This window comes from Streptomyces kronopolitis, assembly GCF_050953795.1.
Taxonomy (GTDB): Bacteria; Actinomycetota; Actinomycetes; order Streptomycetales; family Streptomycetaceae; genus Streptomyces; species Streptomyces kronopolitis_A.
The window spans coordinates 5,021,286-5,043,314 of record NZ_CP191850.1 but is presented as its reverse complement, the minus strand read 5'-3'; the positions used below and the strand labels follow the sequence as shown (position 1 = coordinate 5,043,314).

Below are 22,029 nucleotides of genomic sequence, written 5' to 3'. Positions count from 1 at the left end.
ATGGGCAGCGGCTCCATCCGGCGGTCGGCAGGGGCACTCTTCCGTGGGGCGCTGTCGGCGTCGCGGGCAAAGCCGGGTACGTTCACCGACGTGCCGACGACCTTCTCTGCTTCCACGGCTTCCACCGGACCCACCGCCCCGTCCCCTTCGGCCGCCGCGTCCGGCCGCGCGGGGCGCACGGCGCGTCACGGCTTCCCCCTGCGTACCGCCGCCGCGCTGGCCGTCTCCGGACTGGTGGCCTCGCCGCTGCTGGCCGGCACCGCGTACGCGGATCCGAAGGCGCCCGCGCCGCCGGCGAAGATGTCGAAGGTCGGCGGGGACCGGATGGGGACGGCCGGCGTCCAGGTGGCGCCGAAGCCCGGTGCCCCCAAGCTGCCGGGGCCGGACACGCTGACGGCCCGTTCCTGGATCGTCTCCGACGCGGAGACCGGCAAGGTGCTGGCCGCCAAGAACCCGCACTGGCGGCTCGCGCCGGCCAGCACGCTGAAGATGCTGTTCGCCGACACGGTGCTCCCGAAGTTCCCCAAGGACCAGAAGCACACGGTCAAGCCGGCCGACCTGGCGGGCATGGGCGTCGGCAGCAGCCTGGTGGGGATAAAGGAGAACCTGAGCTACACGGTCCACGACCTGTGGCTGGGCGTCTTCCTGCGGTCCGGCAACGACGCGGTGCACACCCTGTCGGCGATGAACGGCGGCACGAAGGCCACCGTCGCGCAGATGCAGCAGCGGGCGAAGGAGCTGAACGCCGCCGACACGCACGTGGTGACGCCGGACGGCTACGACGCGCCGGGCCAGGTCTCCAGCGCGTACGACCTGAGCCTGTTCGCCCGGGCGGGTCTGCAGAACGCCGACTTCCGCGAGTACTGCTCGACGGCCAGCGCGCAGTTCCCCGGCGACAAGGGCAAGAACGGCAAGCGGGCCTCGTTCGGCATCCAGAACACCAACCGGCTGCTCAGCGGCGACTTCGACATCAAGCCGTACCCGGGCATCGCGGGGGTGAAGAACGGCTCCACGACCAACGCCGGATCCACCTTCACGGGGGTCGCCCAGCGCGGTGACCGCAAGCTGCTCGTGACGGTCATGCACCCGGAGAAGCGCGAGCACAACGAGGGCTACCGGGAGGCCGCCAAGCTGCTCGACTGGGGCTTCGCGTCGGCCGACAAGGTGGAGCCGGTCGGCCGGCTGGTCGGTCCCCGCAGCGAGGACGACGGCACGGGCGCCGTGGGCACCAAGGACCGGAAGAAGGGCGCGGACAACAGCACCCAGGCCGCGCTGAACAGCTCGGGCGGGGCGGGTGGCGCCTGGACCGCGGTGGGCATCGCCGGCGGGGCCCTGGCGCTGCTGGGCGCGCTGGCGTTCTTCGTGCACCGCCGCCGGCCGCTGCCGGAGGGCAGCCGGGGACGCCGTCCCCGCAGGTGAACGGGCGCCGGGCCGGGTAGCGCGGACGGACCGGGCCGGGTAGCGGGAGCGGGCCGGGTAGCGGGAGCGGCGGGCCGGGGAGCGGGAGCGGCGGGCCGGGTCAGGCCGCCCGGGGGCCCGGCTCGCCCTCCGGCCCGTCCGGGCGTTCCCGCCCCGGGGTCCCCTCCGGGCGTTCCTGTTCCCGGGGCCCGTCCGGCCCGTCCGGGACCTTGAGTTCCTCGCCGACGGTGTGCTTCGCCGCCTCGGTGGCCGTCCAGGAGGCGCAGTACACCAGCAGCTTCGCGGTGAAGTTGATCCACAGCAGCAGCGCGATCGGGGTGCCGAAGGCGCCGTACATGCTGCGCGCGGCGACGCCCTGGAGGTAGCCGCTGAGCAGCAGCTTGAGCGCTTCGAAGCCGATCGCGCCGAGGAGTCCGGCGACGACGACGGAGCGCCGGGGCGGATGGACGCCGGCGAGCCTGGTGAGTATGTAGGCCAGCAGCAGGAAGTCGGCGAGGACGGCGATGACGAAGCCGGCGGCCGAGAGCAGGACGCTGCCGACCCCGCCCTCCGGCAGGCCGATCACCTCGGCCACCTTGCCCACCGCGGCGGACGCGAAGGTCGAGCAGGCGAGGGAGAGCACGGCCACGCCGCCGACCCCGAGCAGCAGCGCGCCGTCCCGGAGCTTGCCGAGGAAGAAGTTGATCTCCTCGTCGGGCTTCTCCCAGACGGCGCGCAGGCAGTCGCGCAGTGAATCGACCCAGCCGATGCCGGTGAGCAGCAGCGCGGCACCGGCGACCAGGCCGATGGTGGTGGCGTTGGCGACGAGTCCGGCGATGTCGAGCCGGTCGGCGAGGCCGGGGAGCTGTGCGGCGAGCTTGCCTTCGAGGGTGTGCAGCCGGCTGTCGCTGAGCAGGGCGGCGCCGATCGCGGCGGCGACGGTGAGCAGCGGGAAGAGCGCGACGAAGCTGGTGAAGGTGATCGCGGCGGCGAGCCGGGTCCAGTGCACCCGGAGCATCCGCGTCCAGGCGTGCCAGAGATGAGTGGTCATCAGGCGGTCGACGACCGGGCCGATCACCGGCAGTGTGCGCAACCAGTCCATGGCATTCCCCTCGTGCCCCTGCGCCCGCCGGCCCGGGCTGGATCTTCCGGCCGGTGCCCCGGCTGACCGGAACACTAGCGTCCGGGTACCCAGGAACTGCCGTGACGCTACGTCCGGGCCGGGGCCCGGACCCGACACCGCCCGCCCGGGCCGCCATCGGGCCGCCGCGGCCCGCAGTGGGCCCGGCCGCACCGTTCCCCACCCGTTGCGGCGAGGAGCGGCGGGACGGGCGGCGGATCGCCGCGAAACGCCAGATACCCGGCACCGGCGTCACTGCCGTGCTGTCCTGTCCCCCTCGGCGGATCCCGCCCCCGGACCCGCCCGGCGCCCGCCACCCGGCCGGTACCCCGCCGCCTCGGCCCGTAAAGGAACCCGCCCGTGAAAGACGCCTCCGGCATTCCGCAGTCCCTGCTCGTCCTAGGCGGCACCTCCGACATCGCCCTGGCCACCGCGGCCCGCTTCGCCGTCCACCGCACCCGCACGGTCTGGCTGGCCGGCCGTCCGACCCCGGCGCTGGAGGAGTCCGCCGACCGGCTGCGCGCGCTGGGCACCCAGGTCCGTACGGTGCCCTTCGACGCGCTGGACACCGGCCGCCACGAGGAGACCCTCGGCAAGATCTTCGCCGAGGGCGATCTCGACATGGTGCTGCTGGCCTTCGGTGTCCGCGGCGACCAGCGGCGCGACGAGCAGACCGCGGCCCAGGCCCTCCGGGTCGCCCAGACCAACTACACCGGCGCCGTCTCCGCCGCGCTGCTCTGCGGCCAGGCGCTGCGCCGGCAGGGCCACGGCTCGCTGGTGGTGCTGTCCGCGGTGGCCGGCGAGCGCGCCCGCCGCGCGGACTTCCTCTACGGGTCGAGCAAGGCGGGGCTGGACGCCTTCGCCCAGGGGCTGGGGGACGCCCTGCACGGCACCGGGGTCCATGTCATGGTCGTCCGGCCCGGTTTCGTCCGCACCAAGATGACCGCGGGTCTGCCCGCCGCGCCGCTGGCGACCAGCCCGGAGGCGGTCGCCGAGGCGATCGAGAACGGGCTGCGGCGCCGGGCCGAAGTGGTGTGGGTGCCGGGCGTGCTGCGCTGGGTGATGGCGGTGGTGCGGCTGCTGCCGCGGGCGGTGTTCCGCCGGCTGACGCGCTGAGCGCGGGCCGCGGCGTCAGCAGGACGGCGCGGGCGGCCGGGAGAGATCGGCGGCCTGGCGCGGCACTCCGGCCGTCTGCGGCGGGAAGGGGAACTCCCGGTCCAGCCGCCACACCGCGTCCGCGCCCTGCTCGTAGAGCGCGAAGCCGCCGATGGTCCAGGTCGCGCAGAAGTCCGCGAGGCCGCTCTGGGCGCGGTCCATGGCCTCGTCGGCGATGCCGTGGGCGATGGTGACGTGCGGGTGGTAGGGGAATTGCAGCTCGCGGGCGCACGGGCCGGAGGCGGCGCGGATGCGGGCCTGCAGCGCGGTGCAGCCCGCCTCGCCCTCGGCGACCTTGACGTAGACGACCGGGGAGAGCGGACGGAAGGTGCCGGTGCCCTCCAGGCGGAGCGGGAAGGGGCGGAAGCCGGCCGCGACCTCGGCGAGGTGGCGTTCGATGCCGGGCAGCGCCTCGGCGGCGACCTCCGTCGGCGGGAGGAGGGTGATATGCGTGGGGATTCCCGGTGCGGCAGGGTCCCCGAAGCCCTCGCGCTGCCTCTGCAGGAAGCTGCCGTAGGGCTCCGGGACCGCGATCGAAACGCCCAGCGTTACGGTCCCCACTGCGTTCTCCCTCCTGGCGTGTGTGCGGCGCGCTCGCGCACCCTCTCAGTGTGCCGGGTGCGTGCCCTTCCCGGGGAGCGTGTCCGGCTCCTGTGACAAGCGGGCCCCGGCCCCCGCGGGGGTGGGTGCGCGGGGCTCCGGCCGGCCCGCGCGGCCGGAGCCGTCCCGTCTCGCGGACGGTCCGTTCAGTGCTTGGCCGACAGCAGTCCGAGCCGGTCATAGGTGGTGGCGAGGGTCTCGGCGGCGACCGAGCGGGCCTTGTCCGCACCCTTGGCCAGGATCGCGTCCAGGGTCTCGGGATCGTCGAGGTATTCCTGGGTGCGGTCGCGGAACGGTGTGACGAAATCGACCATCACCTCGGCCAGATCCGTCTTGAGTGCGCCGTACATCTTGCCCTCGTAGGACCGCTCCAGGTCCGGCACGGAGGTGCCGGTGAGGGTGGAGAGGATCGTCAGGAGGTTGCTGACGCCCGGCTTGGCCTCGCGGTCGAAGCGGATGACCGTGTCGGTGTCGGTCACCGCGCTCTTGACCTTCTTCGCGGTGACCTTGGGGTCGTCGAGGAGGTCGACGATGCCCTTGGGCGAGGAGGCGGACTTGCTCATCTTGATCGACGGGTCCTGAAGATCGAAGATCTTCGCCGTCTCCTTGACGATGTACGGGTTGGGGATGGTGAAGGTGTCGCCGTAGCGGGTGTTGAAGCGGTCCGCGAGGTCGCGGGTCAGCTCCAGGTGCTGGCGCTGGTCCTCACCGACCGGGACCTGGTCGGCCTGGTAGAGGAGGATGTCGGCGACCATCAGCACGGGGTAGGTGAACAGGCCCACCGTCGTACGGTCCGCGCCCTGCTTGGCGGACTTGTCCTTGAACTGGGTCATCCGCGAGGCCTCACCGAAGCCGGTGACGCAGTTCATGACCCACCCGAGCTGGGCGTGCTCGGGCACATGGCTCTGGACGAAGAGGGTGCAGCGCTCCGGGTCGAGACCGGCGGCCAGCAGCTGGGCGGCGGCGACGCGGGTGTTGCGGCGCAGCTCCGCCGGGTCCTGCGGGACGGTGATCGCGTGCAGGTCGACCACCATGTAGAAGGCGTCGTGGGACTCCTGCAGGGCCACCCACTGGCGTACCGCACCGAGGTAGTTACCGAGGTGGAAGGAGCCGGCGGTGGGCTGGATGCCGGAGAGCACACGCGGACGATGCTGCATGGCGGAGTCATTCCCCCTGGGAGCGGTGGTGGGCGGGCGGCCGATCGAGAGCCATGCCGTCGATTGTCTCAGGTCCGCGAGGGGGCCGGGGCGCACGGTGGCGCCCGCCGGCGGCGCGGCCGTGGTCGCGCCCGCGGGGGCCGGACGCCGGCGGCCCTGCGGCGGGGCGGCGGCGGCCTGTTCGGGGCGGGCCGGAGCTGGGATCGTGGGCCGCGCAGTCGTGGTCCGCGCCCGCGCGGGCCCGTGCTCCGCCCCGGATCTCCGCCCCGATCTGTGAGGACCGCCGATGACCGACGCCGACCGCCCCGTGCCCCCGACCGCCGCCGCCTGCCCCGCACACGGCGGCCGGGAGCCGCACCGGCTCGCGCCCGGGGGCGCCGGCCGGGCCACGGCCGACGCGCGGCTGCGCGCGGACGGGGCGGTGGTGCCGGTGCTGCTGCCCGGGGAGGTGCCCGCGGTCGCCGTCACCCGTCACGAGGCGCTGCGCGAGATGCTGGCGCACCCCGAAGTCGCCAAGAACGCCCGGCACTTCACGGCCCTGCACGACGGCACGGTGCCGCCCGGCTGGCCGCTGACCCTCTTCGCCGCCATCGAGGGGATGACGACCGCCGACGGGGCGGACCACCGGCGGCTGCGCGGCCTGGTGACGCAGGTGTTCACCGGGCGGCGGGTGGCGGCGCTGCGGCCGCGGATCACGGAGCTGACGGCCGGGCTGCTCGACGCGCTGCCGGGAGCCGTGGAGGCCGACGGCACGGTGGAGCTGCGCCGGCACTTCGCCTATCCGCTGCCGATGAGCGTGATCTGCGAACTGCTGGGGGTGGCGGCCGCGTTACGCGACCGGCTGCACGAGCTGTCCAACCTGATCGTGGGCACGGCCGGCACCCCGGCCGAGGTGCTGGCCGCCAACCGGGAGATCACCGCCCTCCTGACGGAGGTGGCCGAGGCCCGGCGGGCGGCGCCCGGTGACGATCTGACCAGCGCGCTGCTCGCCGCCCGGGAGGAGGACGGCGACCGGCTCGGCGCGGGGGAACTGGTCGGCACCCTGCTGCTGATGATCGTCGCCGGGCACGAGACCACGCTGAACCTGATCACCAACGCGGTCCGGGCGCTGTGCACCGACCGCGGGCAGCTGGAGCTGGTCCTGACCGGGCGGGCGAGCTGGGACGACGTGGTCGAGGAGACCCTGCGCTACGACAGCCCCGTGGCCCACTTCCCGTTCCGCTACCCGGTCCGGGACCTGGAGATCGGCGGCACCCTCGTTCCGCGCGGCACCCCGATGCTGGCCTCCTATGCGGCGGCCGGCCGCGACCCGGACGCCTACGGGGCGGACGCGGACCGGTTCGACGTCACCCGGCGGCCCGCCGCCCGGCACCTCTCCTTCGGCCACGGCCCGCACTACTGCCTGGGGGCCCCGCTGGCCCGGCTGGAGGCGACCGTGGCCCTCCGGGCGCTGTTCACCCGCTATCCGGCGCTGGACCTCGCCGTCCCGGACGCGGAGCTGCCGGCGCACGCGAGCTTCGTCGGCAACAGCACCCACGTGCTGCCGGTCCGGCTCACCGGCTGAGCGCGGCCGGTGAGCCGGGCGGGGTGCCGTGGAGGCGCGGCGTCAGTCCGTCGCCAGGCCCGGCGCGGGGTAGGCCGCCATCAGCTCCGCGACCTCGCCGCGGATCACCGTCAGTGCCTCCTCGTCGCCCTTGGCCGCGGCCCGGACGCTCCGGTCGATCCACTCGGCGACCAGCGGCATCCGGTCCGTGCCCAGTCCGCGGGAGGTGAGGGACGGGGTGCCGATGCGGATGCCGGAGGGGTCGAAGGGCTTGCGGGTGTCGAAGGGGACGGTGTTGTAGTTGACCACGATGCCGGCCCGGTCCAGCGCCTTGGCGGCGACCTTGCCGGGGACGCCCTGGGAGGTCAGGTCGATCAGCACCAGGTGGTTGTCGGTGCCGCCGGAGACCAGGTCGTAGCCGCGGGCCAGCAGCGCCTCGGCGAGCGCCTTGGCGTTCGCGACGACGGCGTGGGCGTAGTCCCGGAAGGAGGGGGCGGCCGCCTCGCGCAGGGCGACGGCGATGGCGGCGGTGGTGTGGTTGTGCGGGCCGCCCTGGAGGCCGGGGAAGACGGCCTTGTCGACGGCCTTGGCGTGGCTCGCCCGGGACATCAGCATCGCGCCGCGCGGCCCGCGCAGGGTCTTGTGCGTGGTGGTGGAGATGACGTCGGCGTGCGGCACCGGCGAGGGGTGCGCGCCGCCGGCGACCAGACCGGCGATGTGGGCGATGTCGGCGACGAGCACCGCACCGACCTCGCGGGCGATCTCCCCGAAGGCGGCGAAGTCGATGGTGCGCGGCACGGCGGTACCACCACAGAAGATGATCTTCGGGCGTTCCTTGCGGGCGAGGTCGCGCACCTCGTCGAAGTCGATCAGCGCGCTGTCGGCCCGGACGCCGTACTGCACCCCGCGGAACCACCGGCCGGTCGCCGAGACGCCCCAGCCGTGGGTGAGGTGGCCGCCCATCGGCAGCGCCATGCCCAGCACGGTGTCGCCGGGCTCGGCGAAGGCGAGGTAGGCGGCGAGGTTGGCGGGCGAGCCGGAGTAGGGCTGGACGTTGGCGTGCTCGACACCGAAGACGGCCTTGGCGCGCTCGACGGCCAGCGTCTCGACGCGGTCGATGTTCTGCTGGCCTTCGTAGTAGCGACGGCCCGCGTACCCCTCGCTGTACTTGTTCTGCAGGACGGTGCCGGTGGCTTCCAGGACGGCGGCGGAGACGTAGTTCTCGCTGGGGATCAGCCGCAGGGTGTCGGCCTGGAGCTGCTCCTCGGCGCCGACCAGCGCGGCCAGTTCGGGGTCGGTGGCGCTCAGCGCGGGATGCGGAAGGGAATGCGGCGTGGGAAGTGACATGGTGTCCTCCGGGGCGGTCGATCGGTGGTCCGGTCGTGGTCCCGGGGTGCCCAGGCGGGGCGGCACCTCGTGAGGGTTCCCGCACACCGCTTCCTCGAGGTTGCTTCCCCGTACGCCAGTCGCCGTGTGCACCGCCGAGTGTAGGACACCCCCGGCCGCCGGTGCGGCGGATCCGCGCAGGTCCGCCCGGCCCGGCCGGAGCAACAATGGAGGGGGACGCGGCGGCGCCCGCGCCCCCGCAGGGTCTACCGAACGGAGACACCGGTGACGTCCACGGAACGCTTCCTCGCCGCCGCCGAGGCCCACAGCGCGCACCACTACCACCCGCTGCCCGTCGTGGTGGCGACCGCCGAGGGTGCCTGGGTGACGGATGTGGCGGGCCGGCGCTATCTGGACCTGCTCGCCGGGTACTCCGCGCTGAACTTCGGGCACGGCAACCGCCGGCTGCTGGATGCGGCCCGGGCCCAGCTGGAGCGGGTCACGCTCACCTCCCGCGCCTTCCACCACGACCGGTACGGCGACTTCTGCGCCCAGCTCGCGGAGCTGTGCGGGATGGAGCTGGTGCTGCCGATGAACACCGGTGCCGAGGCCGTCGAGACGGCCGTCAAGACGGCCCGGAAGTGGGGCTATCAGGTCAAGGGCGTCCCCGCGGGCCGGGCGAAGATCATCGTCGCGGACGGCAACTTCCACGGCCGGACGACCACCCTCGTCTCCTTCTCCACCGACCCCGAGGCCCGCGCCGGCTTCGGCCCCTACACCCCAGGCTTCGAGGTCGTCCCCTACGGTGACGCGGCCGCGCTGGAGGCCGCGCTCGACGCGGACACGGTCGCGGTGCTGCTGGAGCCGATTCAGGGCGAGGCGGGTGTCCGGGTGCCGCCACCTGGATATTTGGCACGCGTGCGGGAGCTGACCCGCAGCCGGAACGTGCTGTTCGTCGCCGATGAGATCCAGTCCGGGCTGGGCCGCACCGGGCGGACCTTCGCCTGTGAGCACGAGGGCGTGGTGCCCGATGTGTATGTGCTGGGCAAGGCGCTGGGCGGCGGGGTGGTGCCGGTGTCGGCGGTGGTGTCCTCCCGCGAGGTGCTGGGCGTCTTCGCGCCGGGCGAGCACGGGTCGACGTTCGGCGGGAACCCGCTGGCCTGCGCGGTGGCCCTGGAGGTCGTGGCGATGCTGCGGACCGGCGAATTCCAGCAGCGGGCAGCGGAGTTGGGCGAGCATCTGCACAGCGAGCTGGCGCAGCTGGCGGCCGGCGGCGCGGTGGCCGCGGTGCGCGGCCGCGGGCTGTGGGCGGGTCTCGACATCGACCCGTCGCGCGGCACCGGACGGGAGCTGTCCGAGCGGCTGATGGCCCGCGGGGTGCTGGTCAAGGACACCCACGGCAGCACCCTCCGGCTCGCCCCGCCGCTGATGATCGGCAAGGAGGATCTGGACTGGGGGCTCGACCGGCTGCGGGACGTGCTGGGGGCGTAGGGGGTGTCGCGGTACGTGCGGGCGCCGGGCCGCCCTCGGAAGAGGACGGCCCGGCGCCGTGTTCACGGTGGGTGAGGGGGTCAGGGGAGCACCGTCTGGGTGTCCGTGTCGCTGGAGCCGGTGAAGTTGGTGTCACCTCCGTAGACGGCCGTGATCGTGTAGAGGCCGGCGAGGAGCAGCGGGCTGCTCACCGCGGCGACTCCGGCGCCGTCGAGGGTTCCGGTGAGGTTCAGCGTCGTGATGCCGTCGGTGACGGTGAAGGCGACCGTCCCGGTCGGGACGCCGCTGCCCGGCGCCACCGGCCCCACGAAGGCGAGGAACGCCACGGATTGACCGGCCGTGGACGGGTCGGGGAACGAGGTGGCCGTCATGGTCGTGGCCGTCTGGTTCACGGTCTGGGTGTCGGTGCCGCTGGAGCCGGCGAAGTCGGCGTCGCCGTTGTACGTCGCGGTGACGTGGTGGACACCGGCGTCGAGGGTGGCGGTGGTGACGCCGGCCGTCCCCCCGGCGACGGTGCCGACCAGCGTGCCGCCTCCGCCGCCGTCGATGACGAAGGTGACCGTGCCGGTCGGCGTGCCCGCGCCCGGCGCGACCGGCGCGACGGTGGCCGTGAAGGTCACCGGCTGGCCGAACAGCGACGGGTCGGGCGACGAGCTGACCGCGGTGGTCGTGCTCGCCTGGTTCACCGTCTGGCTGCCCGTGCCGCTGGAGCCGGCGAAGTCGGCGTCCCCGCTGTACGTCGCGGTGACGGGGTACGTACCGGCGCCCAGCGCGCTGGTCGAGGCGGTCGCGACGCCCCCGGAGAGCGTCCCGACCAGCGTCGGGCCGCCCGTGAGGACGAACGTGACGGTACCGGTCGGCGTCCCCGCACCCGGCGCGACCGGCGCCACCGTGGCCGTGAACGTCACCGGCTGCCCGACCACCGACGGATCGGGCGACGAGCTGACCGCGGTGGTCGTGCTCGCCTGGTTCACCGTCTGGCTGTCCGTGCCGCCGGAGCCGGCGAAGTCGGCGTCCCCGCTGTAGGTCGCGGTCACGCTGTAGACCCCGGCGGTCACCAGCCCGTTGGTGCTCACGCTGGTGGTGCCGCCGCTGAGCGTGCCGGTCAGCGTCACCGTGGTGGCCCCGTCGGTGATCACGAATGTCACCGACCCCGTCGGGGTGCCCGCGCCGGGTGCGACCGGGGCGACGGTGGCGGTGAACGTCACCGGCTGCCCCACCACGGACGGATCCGGCGCCGAGCTGACCGTCGTGGTCGTTGCCGCCTGCCCCACGGTCTGGGTGTCGGTCCCCGTGGAGCCGGTGAAGTCGGCGTCCCCGGAGTAGCTCGCGGTCACGGTGTACGTTCCCGCCGTCACCAGCCCGTTGGTGGTGACGCTGGTGGTGCCGCCGCTGAGCGTGCCGGTCAGCGTCACCGTGGTGGGCCCGTCGGTGGCCACGAAGACGACCGTGCCGGTCGGCACACCCGCCCCCGGCGCGACCGGGGCGACGGTGGCCGTGAACGTCACCGACTCCCCGACGACGGACGGATCGGGCGACGAGGTGACCGCCGTCGTCGTCGACGCGAGGCCGACCGTCTGCGTGTCGGTCCCGGTGGAGCCGGTGAAGTCGGCGTCCCCGCTGTAGGTCGCGGTGACCGTGTAACTGCCCGCCGTCACCAGCCCGTTGGTGGTCACACTCGTGGTGCCGCCGATGAGTGTGCCCGTCAGCGTCACCGTGGTGACCCCATCAGTGGCCACGAACACCACCGTGCCCGTCGGGGTGCCCGCACCCGGCGCCACCGGGGCGACGGTCGCCGTGAACGTCACCGGCTGCCCCACCACCGACGGATCCGGCGCCGAGCTGACCGCCGTGGTCGTCGACGCCTGCCCCACGGTCTGGGTGTCGGTCCCGCTGGAGCCGGTGAAGTCGGCATCACCGCCGTAGGTCGCGGTGACGGTGTAACTTCCCGCCGTCGCCAGCCCGTTGGTCGTGACGCTCGTGGTGCCGCCGCTGAGCGTCCCGGTCAACGTCACCGTGGTCACCCCGTCCGTGGCCACGAAGGTGACCGTGCCCGTCGGGGTACCCGCACCCGGCGCCACCGGGGCCACCGTGGCCGTGAAGGTCACCGCTTGCCCCACCACCGACGGATCCGGCGACGAACTGACCGCCGTCGTCGTCGACGCCAGGCCGACCGTCTGCGTGTCGGTCCCGGTGGAGGTGTTGAAGCTGCCGTCCCCGCCGTAGGTCGCGGTGACGGTGTAACTGCCCGCCGTCACCAGCCCGTTGGTCGTGACGCTCGTGGTGCCGCCGCTGAGCGTCCCGGTCAACGTCACCGTGGTCACCCCGTCCGTGGCCACGAAGGTGACCGTGCCCGTCGGGGTACCCGCACCCGGCGCCACCGGTGCGACGGTCGCCGTGAACGTCACCGCCTGCCCCACCACCGACGGATCCGGCGACGAACTGACCGCCGTCGTCGTCGACGCCAGGCCGACCATCTGGGTGTCCGTCCCGCTGGAGGTACTGAAGTTGGCGTCCCCGCCGTAGGTCGCGGTGACGGTGTGCGTGCCGACGCTCAGGGCGCTGGTGGTGACGGTCGCCGTCCCACCCGAGAGCGTGCCGGTCAGCGTCGGACCGCCCGTGATCACGAACGTGACCGTGCCGGTGGGCGTACCGGCCCCCGGCGCGACGGGCGCCACCGTGGCCGTGAACGTCACCGGCTCACCGAAGACCGACGGATCCGGCGACGACGTCACCGCCGTGGTCGTCGACGCGGGGCCGACCGTCTGGGTGTCGGTCCCGGTGGAGCCGGTGAAGCCGGCATCACCGCTGTAGGTCGCGGTGACGGTGTAACTGCCCGCCGTCACCAGCCCGTTGGTGGTCACACTGGTCGTGCCGCCGACGAGCGTCCCGGTCAGCGTCACCGTGGTCACCCCGTCCGTGGCCACGAAGGTGACCGTGCCCGTCGGGGTCCCCGCGCCCGGGGCCACCGGCGCCACTGTGGCCGTGAACGTCACCGGTTGCCCGACCACCGACGGATCCGGCGACGAACTGACCGTCGTGGTCGTCGACGCCTGCCCCACCGTCTGGATGTCCGTCCCGGTGGAGCCGGTGAAGTTGCCGTCCCCGCCGTAGGTCGCGGTGACGGTGTGCGTGCCGACGCCCAGGGCGCTGGTGGTGACGGTCGCCGTCCCACCCGAGAGCGTGCCGGTCAGCGTCGGACCGCCCGTGATCACGAACGTGACCGTGCCCGTCGGGGTCCCCGCGCCCGGGGCGACGGGGGCCACCGTGGCCGTGAACGTCACCGACTGCCCCACCACCGACGGATCCGGCGCCGAGGTGACCGCCGTGGTCGTCGACGCCAGGCCGACCGTCTGGGTGTCCGTGCCGAACGAGCCGGCGAAGTTGGCGTTGCCGTTGTAGGTCGCGGTGACGGTGTAAACGCCGGCCGTCACCAGCCCGTTGGTCGTGACGCCGGTGGTGCCGCCGCTGAGCGTGCCGGTCAGTGTCACCGTGGTGACCCCGTTGGTGGCCACGAAGGTGACCGTGCCGCCCGGGGTGCCCGCGCCGGGCGCGACCGGCGCCACGGTCGCCGTGAACGTCACCGGCTGCCCGACCACCGAGGGGTCGGGCGACGAGGTGACGGTCGTCGTCGTCAGCGCCGGGGCCACGGTCTGGGTGTCGGTGTCGCTGGAGCCGCTGTAGTTGGCGTCGCCGCCGTAGGTCGCGGTGACGGTGTACAAGCCGGCGGTGACCAGCCCGTTGGTGCTGACGGTGGCCACGCCGGAGCCGTCGAGGGTGCCGCTGAGGCTGACCGTGGTCGTGCCGTTGGTGACGACGAAGGCCACGGTGCCGGTCGGGACCCCGCCGCCGGGGAACACCGGCCCCACGAACGCGGTGAAGGTGACGGTCTGGCCGGTCACCGAGGGGTCGGGGAACGAGGTGACCGTGGTCATGGTCGAGGCCTGGCCGACGGTCTGGGTGTCGGTCCCGCTGGAGCCGGTGAAGTTGGCGTCACCGCTGTAGGTCGCGGTGACGGTGTGCACACCGGCCGCCAGCGCGCCGGTGCTGACGCTCGCCGTGCCCCCGGACAGCGTGCCGGTGAGGGTCGGGCCGCCGCTGATGACGAACGTGACCGTGCCCGTCGGAGTGCCCGCGCCCGGCGCGACCGGCGCCACGGTCGCCGTGAACGTCACCGACTGCCCGACCACGGAGGGGTCCGGCGCCGAGCTGACCGTGGTGGTCGTCGACGCCTGCCCCACGGTCTGGGTGTCGGTCCCGGTGGAGCCGGTGAAGGCGGCGCTGCCGCTGTAGGTCGCCGTGACCGTGTGCGTCCCGGCGGACAGCGCGCCGGTCGTGACGCTCGCGGTGCCCCCGGACAGGGTGCCGGTCAGCGTCGGGCCGCCGCTGATGACGAAGGTGACCGTGCCGGTCGGCGTCCCGGAAGCGGGTGGGACGGGCGCGACGACGGCCGTGAAGGTCACCGGCTGCCCGACGACGGACGGATCCGGCGACGAGGTGACCGTCGTGGTCGTGGCCCCCTGGCCGACGGTCTGGGTGTCCGTCCCGGTGGAGGTCGTGAAGTTGGCGTCCCCGCTGTACGTCGCGGTGACGGTGTGCACACCGGCCGCCAGCGCACCGGTACTGACACTCGCCGTGCCACCCGACAGCGTGCCGGTCAGCGTCGGACCGCCGCTGATGACGAACGTGACCGTACCCGTCGGGGTCCCCGCACCCGGCGCGACCGGCGCCACCGTCGCCGTGAACGTCACCGACTGCCCGACCGCCGACGGGTCCGGTGCCGAGGTCACCGTCGTGGTCGTCGCGGCCTTGTTGACGGTCTGGGTGTCCGTACCGCTCGATGGCGCGAAACTGCCGCTGCCGCTGTAGGTGGCGGTGACCGCGTGGCTGCCCACGCTCAGGCTGCTGGTGGAGACGCTCGCCGTGCCACCCGAGAGCGTCGCCGTCAGCGTGGGGCCGCCGGCGATGACGAACGTGACCGTGCCGGTCGGTGTCCCCGAGGCGGGCGGGACGGGTGCGACGACGGCCGTGAAGGTCACGGACTGCCCGACGACCGAGGGGTCGGGGGACGAGGTGACCGTGGTGGTCGTCGCCGCGGGCGCGGCCACCACCGTCTGGGTATCGGTGCCGGAGGAGGCGTTGAAGCGGGTGTCGCCGTTGTAGGTGGCGGTGATCAGATGCGAGCCGACGGCCAGGCTGCTGGTGGTGACGGTCGCCGTGCCGCCCGACAGGGTGCCGGTCAGGGTCCCGCCCCCGCCGCCCGCGATGACGAAGGTGACGGTGCCGGTCGGGGTCCCGGCGCCGGGCGCGACCGCGGTGACCTGGGCGGTGATGGTGACCGTCTGCCCGGAGTTCGACGGGTCCGGCGAAGAGGTGACCGTGGTGGCGGTGGCGGCCTTGACCACCGTGGCGGAGCCCGTCGAACTGGACGGGCCGAACTGCGCGTTGCCGTTGTAGTTCGCGGTGTAGGTGTGGAATCCGACGCTCAGGCTGTTGGTGGTGACGGTGGCGGTGCCGCCGACGAGGGTTCCGGTCAGGGTCGGCCCGCCGGGGATGACGAAGGTGACGGTGCCGGTGGGCGGGCCGAGCCCGAACGGGATGACGGTGGCCGTCAGCGTGACGGTCTGGCCGAAGACCGACGGATTGGGGGCGGCAGAGGTCAGCGTGAACGTGGGCGTTGGCATGGAGGGCCCTCCGAGGGCAGTGAGGATGGCGGGCCGCAGGGCCCCGCGACGTGCCGGCTTCCGTGAGAAACGCGGCAACTACCTGCGGAAGGAGGAGCGTTGTGGGCAGCCGAGGATCATGTGCACCTGCATTGCGGTCCTCCAACAGGTGGGGTCGGCCCCGCCGGTCGATGGCATCAGTAGGCGCGTCTTTCCGGCCACCACGCCATAGCCCGTGCGCAGTTTTACCCTGAATGGCGCAGCGCGGGGCGGCGCACCCGGCACCCACGAAAAGGCGCCACACAGCGCACCTCACCCCCGCACCGCCGCAAAGGAAGCGGGAGCATGACCCACCCCCGCCGCGAGCCACTCCTTCACCACCCTCGACGCGGTTGCACCACCGCGCGGTTGGCGTGGGGGCCGCACCCCGCCGAGGCCTTCCCGATCGCCGTCGCGGCAGGTGAAAGGCGTGTGCGCCGGTTGCGCGCGCCGGGGCGACCGGCGGACGGCGCGGCTCGCCTACGGCGCCGGCGGCAGTGCCCTGAGCAGCGCGTCCAGGACGCCGGTGAAGGAGTGGTCGGGTGGGGTGCCGTAGGCCACGACCAGGGCGTCGCGGGTGGGTTGGGGGGCGGTGGGGTCGCGGAAGCGGCTGAGGCCCTCCAGGGCGAGGCCCTGCCAGCGGGCGGCCTCGACGACGGCCTGTTCGGTGCCGGGCGGGAGTTCCAGGACGGCGTGCAGGCCGGCGGCGATGCCGGAGGCCCGGACGTGGGGCGCGCGCTCGGCCAGGGCGGCCACCAACTGGTCGCGGCGGCGCCGGTAGCGCAGCCGCATGCCGCGCAGGTGCCGGTCGTAGGCGCCCGAGGCCAGGAAGTCGGCGAGGGTGAGCTGGTCCAGTGCGCCGGACTGCCACTCGCCGGTGCCCTTGAGCGCCAGCACCGGGTCGACCAGCCGGTCCGGCAGCACCATCCAGGCGATCCGCAGTGCGGGAGCCAGGCTCTTGCTGGCGGTGCCGAAGTGGACGACGTGGTCGGGGTCCAGGCCCTGGAGGGCGCCGACCGGCTGGCGGTCGTAGCGGAACTCGCCGTCGTAGTCGTCGTCCAGGACGTAACCCCCGGTGGTCCGGGCCCAGTTGACGGCGGCGGCGCGGCGGTCGGGGTGCAGCGGGACGCCGGTGGGGAACTGGTGGGCGGGGGTGAGCAGGGCCGCGCGGACGTCGTCGAGCCCGGCCAGTTGCCGGGTGTCGGCGCCGTGTGCGTCGACCGGCAGCGGGACGGTGTCCAGGCCGGCGCGGGTGAGCACCGCGCGGTGGAAGTCAAGGCCGTAGGACTCGACGGCGATCCGTCCCGGGCCCAGCGCCCGGCTCAGCAGGGACAGCCCCTGCGGGAAGCCGGCGCACAACACGATGCGCGCGGGGTCGGCGCGTACGCCCCGGGCGCGGGCCAGGTAGTCGGCGAGGGCGGCGCGCAGTTCGGGGCGCCCGGCGGGGGTGTTGTAGCCGAAGGCCTCGCTGGGGGCGGCGGTCAGGGCGCGGCGGGCGGCGGCCAGCCAGGCGGTGCGCGGGAAGGCCGAGACGTCGGCGGTGCCGGCGGTGAGGTCGAAGCGCGGCCGGTCGGGGCGGCCGGCCCGGACGGGGGTGCGGCGGGCGGCGGGCCCGGTGCGCGGCGGCGTGCTCGCCCGGTCGCCGTCCGGGAGGGGCCGCCAGGCGACCCGGGTGCCGGAGCCCTGCCGGGCGGTCAGCCAGCCCTCCGCGACGAGTTCGGCGTAGGCGTCGGCGACGGTGTTGCGGGCCAGGCCGAGGTCGGCGGCCAGCGAGCGGGAGGAGGGCAGCCGGGTGTCGGGGGCGAGCCGCCCGGAGCGAACGGCGTCCCGCAGCGCACGGATCAGCCCGGCCCGCCGCCCGCCGGGGCCGCTGAGGTCCAGATGCAGATCACGGCCGAAAGTGGCCCAGGAAGGTGGCATGAAAGTGGACCATACAGCTGCGCCACTACCGCCGTAGCGTCGTACCCATGACGACACCGACCACGGCACACACACCTGTTCCCGCCGGCTCCGAAGGCGCCCCGGCGCACCACCACGGCCCCCGGATGCGCTGGGTGAAGCAGGCTCCCGAGGTCTATCAGGCCATGATCGCGCTGGACGCGGCGGCCAGGAAGGACGTCGACCCGGGTCTGGCCGAACTGCTCAAGATCCGCGCCTCGCAGCTCAACAAGTGCGCCTTCTGCCTCGACATGCACCTGAACGACGCCCGCAAGGCCGGCGAGTCCGAGGAGCGGCTCCAGCTCCTCGTCGCCTGGGCCGAGGCACCGGACCACTACACCGCGAGGGAGCGCGCCGCCCTCGCACTGACCGAGGCGATCACCGTCCTGACCGACGGCTTCGTCCCCGACGACGTCTACGCGACGGCCGCCGCCCACTTCGACGAGACCGAACTCGCCCAGCTGATCGCCCTGATCACCACCATCAACGCGTGGAACCGGTTCGCCGTGAGCACCCGCATGACCCCGGGAAAGGCGTGACCACGATGAGTCGTCGCATGGAGTTCTGGGGACGGATGTCCGCGTTCGGCCGGGCCCAGCTGCGGCTGACCACGGCCGCCAAGAAGGGGCTGGGCGATCCGGTGCTGGCCGAACTGGTCGTGCTGCGCGCCTCCCAGGTCAACCGGTGCGCCTTCTGCATCGACATGCACGTGAGGAATCTGCACGAGGCGGGCGTCGAGCCGCGGCGGATCGATCTGCTGCCCGCGTGGGAGGAGGCCGGCGACCTCTACACCGCGAAGGAGCGGGCCGCCCTCGCGCTGACCGAGGCCGTCACCGTCCTGACCGACGGCTCCGTCCCCGACGACGTCTACGCGACGGCCGCCGCCCACTTCGACGAGACCGAACTCGCCCACCTGATCGCGGTGATCATCGCGATCAACAACTGGAACCGCGTCAACGTCACGGTCCGCCAGCCCCCTGGGGAAGAGCGGTGAGCGCCACCGCGGCGGTGCTGCGGGACCTGCACCACGGCCGGACGCCGGGCGATCCGCTGGTCCTGCCCGGCCCGTGGGACGCCGCGAGCGCCCGGGTGTTCGCCGACGCGGGCTTCCCGGCGCTGGCCACCCCGAGCGCCGGCATCGCCGCCTGCCTCGGCCATGCCGACGGGTGGACCCCGGCCGACGAGATGTTCGCGGCCGTCGCACGGATCACCCGGACGGTGGACATCCCGGTCACGGCGGACGTGGAGGCCGGATACGGGCTCGGCGCGGCGGAGTTGGTGGAACGGCTCCTGGCGGCCGGCGCGGCCGGCTGCAACCTGGAGGACACCGACCACGCCACCGGCGCCCTGCGCGACCCGGAGGAACAGGCGGAGTGGCTGGCGCGGGTACGTGCCGCGGCGGGTGACGACCTGGTGATCAACGCCCGGATCGACACCTACCAGCACGACGTCCCGGACGGGGGCACGGCGGCCGGGCACGACGGGGCGGGCGGCGACCCGGCGGCCCAAAAGGCCGACGCCGTCCGCCGTGGCCGCCTCTACGCCGGGGCGGGCGCCGACTGCGTCTACCCCATCACCGCACCGCCGTCCCTGCTCGGCGAACTGGCCGCCGCCGTCGGCCTCCCCGTCAACGCGCTCGCCCTGCCGGACGGGCCCTCCCCCCGTGCCCTCGGCACCCTGGGAGCCACCCGCGTCACCTTCGGCCCGGGCCTCCAGCGGCGGGCGATGGCGGCGGTGCGGGAGATGGCGGAGGACCTGCGGGCGGAAGGGTAGGCGACGGCGGGCCGTCGGCCACCGCCCGCCGCTCCCCCACTACCGGTTCGCGAACTTCCGGCTGATGTCGGTGAAGACGCGCTGCGCCTCGGGGCCCAGGTGCGGGCCGGCCAGCCAGGTGTGGGCGCTGGAACTGATCGAGGTGTTGGACACCAGGGTCAGCCGGCCGCCACGGTTGACGAACCAGCCGCCGCCCGAGGTGCCGCCGGTCATCGTGCAGCCGATGCGGTGCATGGCGGGCGTGCCCTGCTGGATGACGAGACGGCCGGGGCGGGCGGGGCAGTTCATCATCCGGGCGCCGTCGTACGGGGCCGCGGCCGGGTAGCCGAACGCGTCGAGGGGGCCGATGCCGTTGGCGGCGGGGGCGTTGAACCAGACCTCGGCGGCGGCCCCCACGGTCTCCTGGAGGGACTTGTCCCCGCCGTTCTCCGGCTTGACGTGCAGCACCGCGAAGTCGTAGGCGGAGCCGCCGTTGCCGGTGTCCTCGCTGCCCATGTCGATCCACTCACCGGAGGTGGTGATCCAGTCGGCCCAGAAGCGGCCGTAGGGCGTGACCTGCCGGGCGGGCGTGCGCCCGACCTCGTCCATCGGCACCCCGTCGTCGTTGTAGGACGGCACGAAGACGATGTTGCGCATCCAGCCGCCCCGCTTGCCGGAGTGCACACAATGCCCGGCCGTCCACACCAGGTTGGACTTCCCCGGGTGCGACGGGTCCTCGACGATGGTCCCGGAGCAGACCATCGGCCCCTTCGGGCTGTCGAAGAAGATCTTGCCGACCGGCGCCATGTGCCGGTGGTAGGGCCGGGCGACCTGGGCGGCACCGACCGGGGCCGGCACGGGGTCGGTGGCCTCGGACCCGCTGCCCGCGCCGGTGGCGCGCACCCCGATCTCGGGAGCGGCCTTCGCCTGCGCCAGCCGGTCCGTGCGCCAGTGGTCCTTGATGACCGGGTTGGCGAAGTCCGAGGCCCGGCGGGCCCACGCGTGCCAGTTCTTCCAGCCGCCGTCCTTCCACTGCTTGAGGTCGTCCAGGCTGGTGGGTATGCCCTTGGGGAGCCCGAGTCCGCCGCCGGCCGCACCGTCGTGATCGGCGGCCGCGGCCCGGTCCCCGCCGGGGCCGCAGGCCGTGGCGGTCCCCCCGAGCAGAACGAGCAGAGCGGCGGCCGCGGCGGCGGAACGGCGGATGGCTGGCATGACGCGTGAGTCCCCCTGATACGTCCCGGCGAACGGCGCGCCGCGGTGTGTATGTCCCCTCATCGGGTGCGCCCCACTATGCCGTCCCGCGGGGGCCTGCGGGCGGCCGGGGGCGAGAAGCGGTCAGGAGGACGACGGGAACGCACCCGGACGCGGTCCCGGGCCGGCTCCGGGAGGGGAGCCGTTCGGCCGGGTGACCCCGGCGCCGTCCTACTGCCGGCCCGCCCCGGCCCGGGGGTCGCGGTAGGAGGAGTGCGGCGCGCCCGCCGACGCCCCGTCGCGGAAGTCCGCGAGCTGCTCCGCCGTCGGGTACCACTTCTTGTCGCAGCGGCAGCACCACCAGCGCCAGTTGTCCCAGTCGGTGTCGGTGGTGGCGGTGTCCTTCCACAGCCAGTCATGGCAGTCGGCGGTGGGGCACTTCGGCGGCAGGGGCATCGCGGGCCTTCCCTCGGCAACGGCCCCAGCGTGCTGCCCCCGCCGTGACGCGGTGCGGCAACACGGCGCCGCCACCCGAACGAGGGAGCAGGGCGGCGGCGGTGGACGCCCGGCGGTCACCGGCCCGGAACGCGCCCGCGGGCGGTCGCACCCTGGGTGCGACCGCCCGCGGTCCGCTGCTCTTACCGTGCGGCTCTTACCGTGCGGCTACTTCTTGGGAAGCCACTTCTTCCAGACCTCCGGGTGCTTGTCCACCCACTGCTTGGCCGCCTCGTCGGCGGTCAGCCCCTTCGAGGCGATGGACTCGGAGACCTCGTTCTGGTCGTCCTTGGTCCACTTGAAGTTCTTCAGGAAGGACGCGGCGCTGCCGCCCTTCTTGGCGAACTCGGTGTTGAAGAACTTCTGGAGCGGAGTGGTCGGGTACGCGCAGTCGATCGACTTGGGATCCTTCGCGCCCTTCGCCGCACAGGCGTCGGTGTACTTCGGGAGCTTGACCTCCACCATCGGCACCTGGTTGAAGAGCCACTGCGGCTCGTACCAGTACGTCAGGAAGGGCTTCTTCTCCTTGGCGAACTGCTGGATCTGGGTGATCTGCGCCGCCTCGGAGCCCGCGAAGACGACCTCGTAGTCGAGCCCGAGGTTCTTCACCAGCGCCTTGTCATTGGTGACATAGGACGGCGAACCGTCCATCAGCTGGCCCTTGTTGCCGCTCTCCGACGTGCGGAGCTGCTTGGCGAACTTGTTGAGGTTCTTCCAGTTGGTGACCTCGGGGTGCTTGTCGGCCCAGTACTTGGGGACGAACCAGCCGATGTGACCGGTGACGCCGTTGCCGCCGCCGGCCGTGATCGTCTTCTTGTCCTTGACGTACCGCTTCTCCTGGTCCGGGTGGCCCCAGTCCTCCAGGATCGCGTCGACCCGCCCCTGGCTGAGGGCGTCCCAGGCGGGGATCTCGTCCACCTGGACGGTGTCGACGTGGTAGCCCAGCTCGTGTTCGAGCAGGTACTTCGCCACCGCGACGTTGGACTGGGCGCCGACCCAGGTCTGGACGGACAGGGTGACCGACTTCGAGCCCTTGGCCGCCGCGAACGGCGAGGTCTGCTTGGTCATGTCGGCCTTGCCGCAGGCGGACAGGGAGAACGAGAGGACCGCCGTGCCGGCCAGCGCGGCCGTCCCGATGATCATGGTGCGCTTACGGGACAT

General features: G+C 73.5%; 16 protein-coding genes and 1 riboswitch. Of the genes, 7 read left to right on the top strand and 9 right to left on the bottom strand.

Annotation, left to right across the window (positions count from 1 at the left end):
• Positions 1-1,419 carry a D-alanyl-D-alanine carboxypeptidase gene (locus ACQP17_RS22360; protein WP_433857871.1) on the top strand — a complete coding sequence of 473 codons (1,419 nt, stop codon included), beginning with the start codon at positions 1-3 and terminating at the stop codon, positions 1,417-1,419.
• Between the two features lie 100 nt (positions 1,420-1,519).
• Here the strand turns inward: ACQP17_RS22360 and ACQP17_RS22355 are convergent, their stop codons facing one another.
• On the bottom strand, positions 1,520-2,500 hold the full coding sequence (locus tag ACQP17_RS22355; RefSeq protein WP_433857870.1) for a YihY/virulence factor BrkB family protein: 981 nt from the start codon (positions 2,498-2,500) through the stop codon (positions 1,520-1,522).
• A 378-nt stretch (positions 2,501-2,878) separates the two neighbouring features.
• Between ACQP17_RS22355 and ACQP17_RS22350 the strand changes: the two genes are divergently transcribed.
• The gene (locus ACQP17_RS22350) at positions 2,879-3,634 is read left to right on the top strand and encodes a decaprenylphospho-beta-D-erythro-pentofuranosid-2-ulose 2-reductase (RefSeq protein ID WP_433857869.1); all 756 of its coding nucleotides are present in this window, start codon (positions 2,879-2,881) and stop codon (positions 3,632-3,634) included.
• Positions 3,635-3,649: 15 nt separating this feature from the next.
• Here the strand turns inward: ACQP17_RS22350 and ACQP17_RS22345 are convergent, their stop codons facing one another.
• Positions 3,650-4,234: a 2'-5' RNA ligase family protein gene (locus tag ACQP17_RS22345; RefSeq protein ID WP_433857868.1), complete on the bottom strand. Its 585-nt coding sequence runs from the start codon at positions 4,232-4,234 to the stop codon at positions 3,650-3,652.
• A 185-nt stretch (positions 4,235-4,419) separates the two neighbouring features.
• Positions 4,420-5,430: a tryptophan--tRNA ligase gene (gene trpS, locus ACQP17_RS22340; protein WP_433857867.1), complete on the bottom strand. Its 1,011-nt coding sequence runs from the start codon at positions 5,428-5,430 to the stop codon at positions 4,420-4,422.
• 286 nt (positions 5,431-5,716) lie between these two features.
• Here trpS and ACQP17_RS22335 point away from each other — a divergent pair, with 286 nt between their 5' ends.
• Positions 5,717-6,994: a cytochrome P450 family protein gene (locus ACQP17_RS22335; protein ID WP_433857866.1), complete on the top strand. Its 1,278-nt coding sequence runs from the start codon at positions 5,717-5,719 to the stop codon at positions 6,992-6,994.
• Positions 6,995-7,036: 42 nt separating this feature from the next.
• Here the strand turns inward: ACQP17_RS22335 and glyA are convergent, their stop codons facing one another.
• The gene (glyA, locus tag ACQP17_RS22330; RefSeq protein ID WP_433857865.1) at positions 7,037-8,320 is read right to left on the bottom strand and encodes a serine hydroxymethyltransferase; all 1,284 of its coding nucleotides are present in this window, start codon (positions 8,318-8,320) and stop codon (positions 7,037-7,039) included.
• 41 nt (positions 8,321-8,361) lie between these two features.
• Positions 8,362-8,453, bottom strand: a riboswitch (ZMP/ZTP riboswitch).
• A 131-nt stretch (positions 8,454-8,584) separates the two neighbouring features.
• Here glyA and rocD point away from each other — a divergent pair.
• Positions 8,585-9,790 carry an ornithine--oxo-acid transaminase gene (gene rocD / locus ACQP17_RS22325; RefSeq protein ID WP_433857864.1) on the top strand — a complete coding sequence of 402 codons (1,206 nt, stop codon included), beginning with the start codon at positions 8,585-8,587 and terminating at the stop codon, positions 9,788-9,790.
• A gap of 80 nt (positions 9,791-9,870) precedes the next feature.
• On the opposite strand, the gene ACQP17_RS22320 is transcribed toward rocD, so the two are convergent.
• Complete coding sequence (locus tag ACQP17_RS22320; RefSeq protein WP_433857863.1) at positions 9,871-15,474, bottom strand: Ig-like domain repeat protein; 5,604 nt, start codon at positions 15,472-15,474, stop codon at positions 9,871-9,873.
• A 498-nt stretch (positions 15,475-15,972) separates the two neighbouring features.
• Positions 15,973-17,412 (bottom strand): PLP-dependent aminotransferase family protein, encoded by a 1,440-nt coding sequence (locus tag ACQP17_RS22315; protein WP_433857862.1) that lies wholly within the window; start codon positions 17,410-17,412, stop codon positions 15,973-15,975.
• Between the two features lie 47 nt (positions 17,413-17,459).
• Between ACQP17_RS22315 and ACQP17_RS22310 the strand changes: the two genes are divergently transcribed.
• Genes ACQP17_RS22310 through ACQP17_RS22300 form a run of 3 tightly spaced genes read left to right on the top strand, consistent with a single transcriptional unit; the run spans position 17,460 to position 19,203 of the window.
• Positions 17,460-17,969 (top strand): carboxymuconolactone decarboxylase family protein, encoded by a 510-nt coding sequence (locus ACQP17_RS22310; protein WP_433857861.1) that lies wholly within the window; start codon positions 17,460-17,462, stop codon positions 17,967-17,969.
• A 5-nt stretch (positions 17,970-17,974) separates the two neighbouring features.
• The gene (locus ACQP17_RS22305) at positions 17,975-18,424 is read left to right on the top strand and encodes a carboxymuconolactone decarboxylase family protein (RefSeq protein ID WP_433857860.1); all 450 of its coding nucleotides are present in this window, start codon (positions 17,975-17,977) and stop codon (positions 18,422-18,424) included.
• Positions 18,421-19,203: an isocitrate lyase/PEP mutase family protein gene (locus tag ACQP17_RS22300; RefSeq protein WP_433857859.1), complete on the top strand. Its 783-nt coding sequence runs from the start codon at positions 18,421-18,423 to the stop codon at positions 19,201-19,203. Before ACQP17_RS22305 ends, ACQP17_RS22300 begins: the two co-directional genes overlap by 4 nt.
• A 39-nt stretch (positions 19,204-19,242) precedes the next feature.
• Here ACQP17_RS22300 and ACQP17_RS22295 read toward each other — a convergent pair whose 3' ends face one another.
• The 3 genes from ACQP17_RS22295 to ACQP17_RS22285 form a co-directional block, all read right to left on the bottom strand.
• Entirely contained in the window at positions 19,243-20,394 is a 1,152-nt protein-coding gene (locus ACQP17_RS22295; protein ID WP_433857858.1) for a trypsin-like serine peptidase, read from the bottom strand.
• Positions 20,395-20,604: 210 nt separating this feature from the next.
• Positions 20,605-20,829 (bottom strand): hypothetical protein, encoded by a 225-nt coding sequence (locus tag ACQP17_RS22290; protein ID WP_329147494.1) that lies wholly within the window; start codon positions 20,827-20,829, stop codon positions 20,605-20,607.
• A gap of 207 nt (positions 20,830-21,036) precedes the next feature.
• A complete protein-coding gene (locus ACQP17_RS22285) occupies positions 21,037-22,029 on the bottom strand; it encodes an ABC transporter substrate-binding protein (RefSeq protein ID WP_433857857.1) in 993 nt (330 codons plus the stop codon).

Coding starts and splice junctions, on each gene's coding strand:
- ACQP17_RS22295 (WP_433857858.1), bottom strand. CDS start 20,394: ATGCCAGCCATCCGCCGTTCCGCCGCCGCGGCCGCCGCTCTGCTCGTT.
- ACQP17_RS22315 (WP_433857862.1), bottom strand. CDS start 17,412: ATGCCACCTTCCTGGGCCACTTTCGGCCGTGATCTGCATCTGGACCTC.
- glyA (WP_433857865.1), bottom strand. CDS start 8,320: ATGTCACTTCCCACGCCGCATTCCCTTCCGCATCCCGCGCTGAGCGCC.
- trpS (WP_433857867.1), bottom strand. CDS start 5,430: ATGCAGCATCGTCCGCGTGTGCTCTCCGGCATCCAGCCCACCGCCGGC.
- ACQP17_RS22290 (WP_329147494.1), bottom strand. CDS start 20,829: ATGCCCCTGCCGCCGAAGTGCCCCACCGCCGACTGCCATGACTGGCTG.
- ACQP17_RS22310 (WP_433857861.1), top strand. CDS start 17,460: ATGACGACACCGACCACGGCACACACACCTGTTCCCGCCGGCTCCGAA.
- ACQP17_RS22335 (WP_433857866.1), top strand. CDS start 5,717: ATGACCGACGCCGACCGCCCCGTGCCCCCGACCGCCGCCGCCTGCCCC.
- ACQP17_RS22320 (WP_433857863.1), bottom strand. CDS start 15,474: ATGCCAACGCCCACGTTCACGCTGACCTCTGCCGCCCCCAATCCGTCG.
- ACQP17_RS22285 (WP_433857857.1), bottom strand. CDS start 22,029: ATGTCCCGTAAGCGCACCATGATCATCGGGACGGCCGCGCTGGCCGGC.
- ACQP17_RS22360 (WP_433857871.1), top strand. CDS start 1: ATGGGCAGCGGCTCCATCCGGCGGTCGGCAGGGGCACTCTTCCGTGGG.
- ACQP17_RS22305 (WP_433857860.1), top strand. CDS start 17,975: ATGAGTCGTCGCATGGAGTTCTGGGGACGGATGTCCGCGTTCGGCCGG.
- ACQP17_RS22355 (WP_433857870.1), bottom strand. CDS start 2,500: ATGGACTGGTTGCGCACACTGCCGGTGATCGGCCCGGTCGTCGACCGC.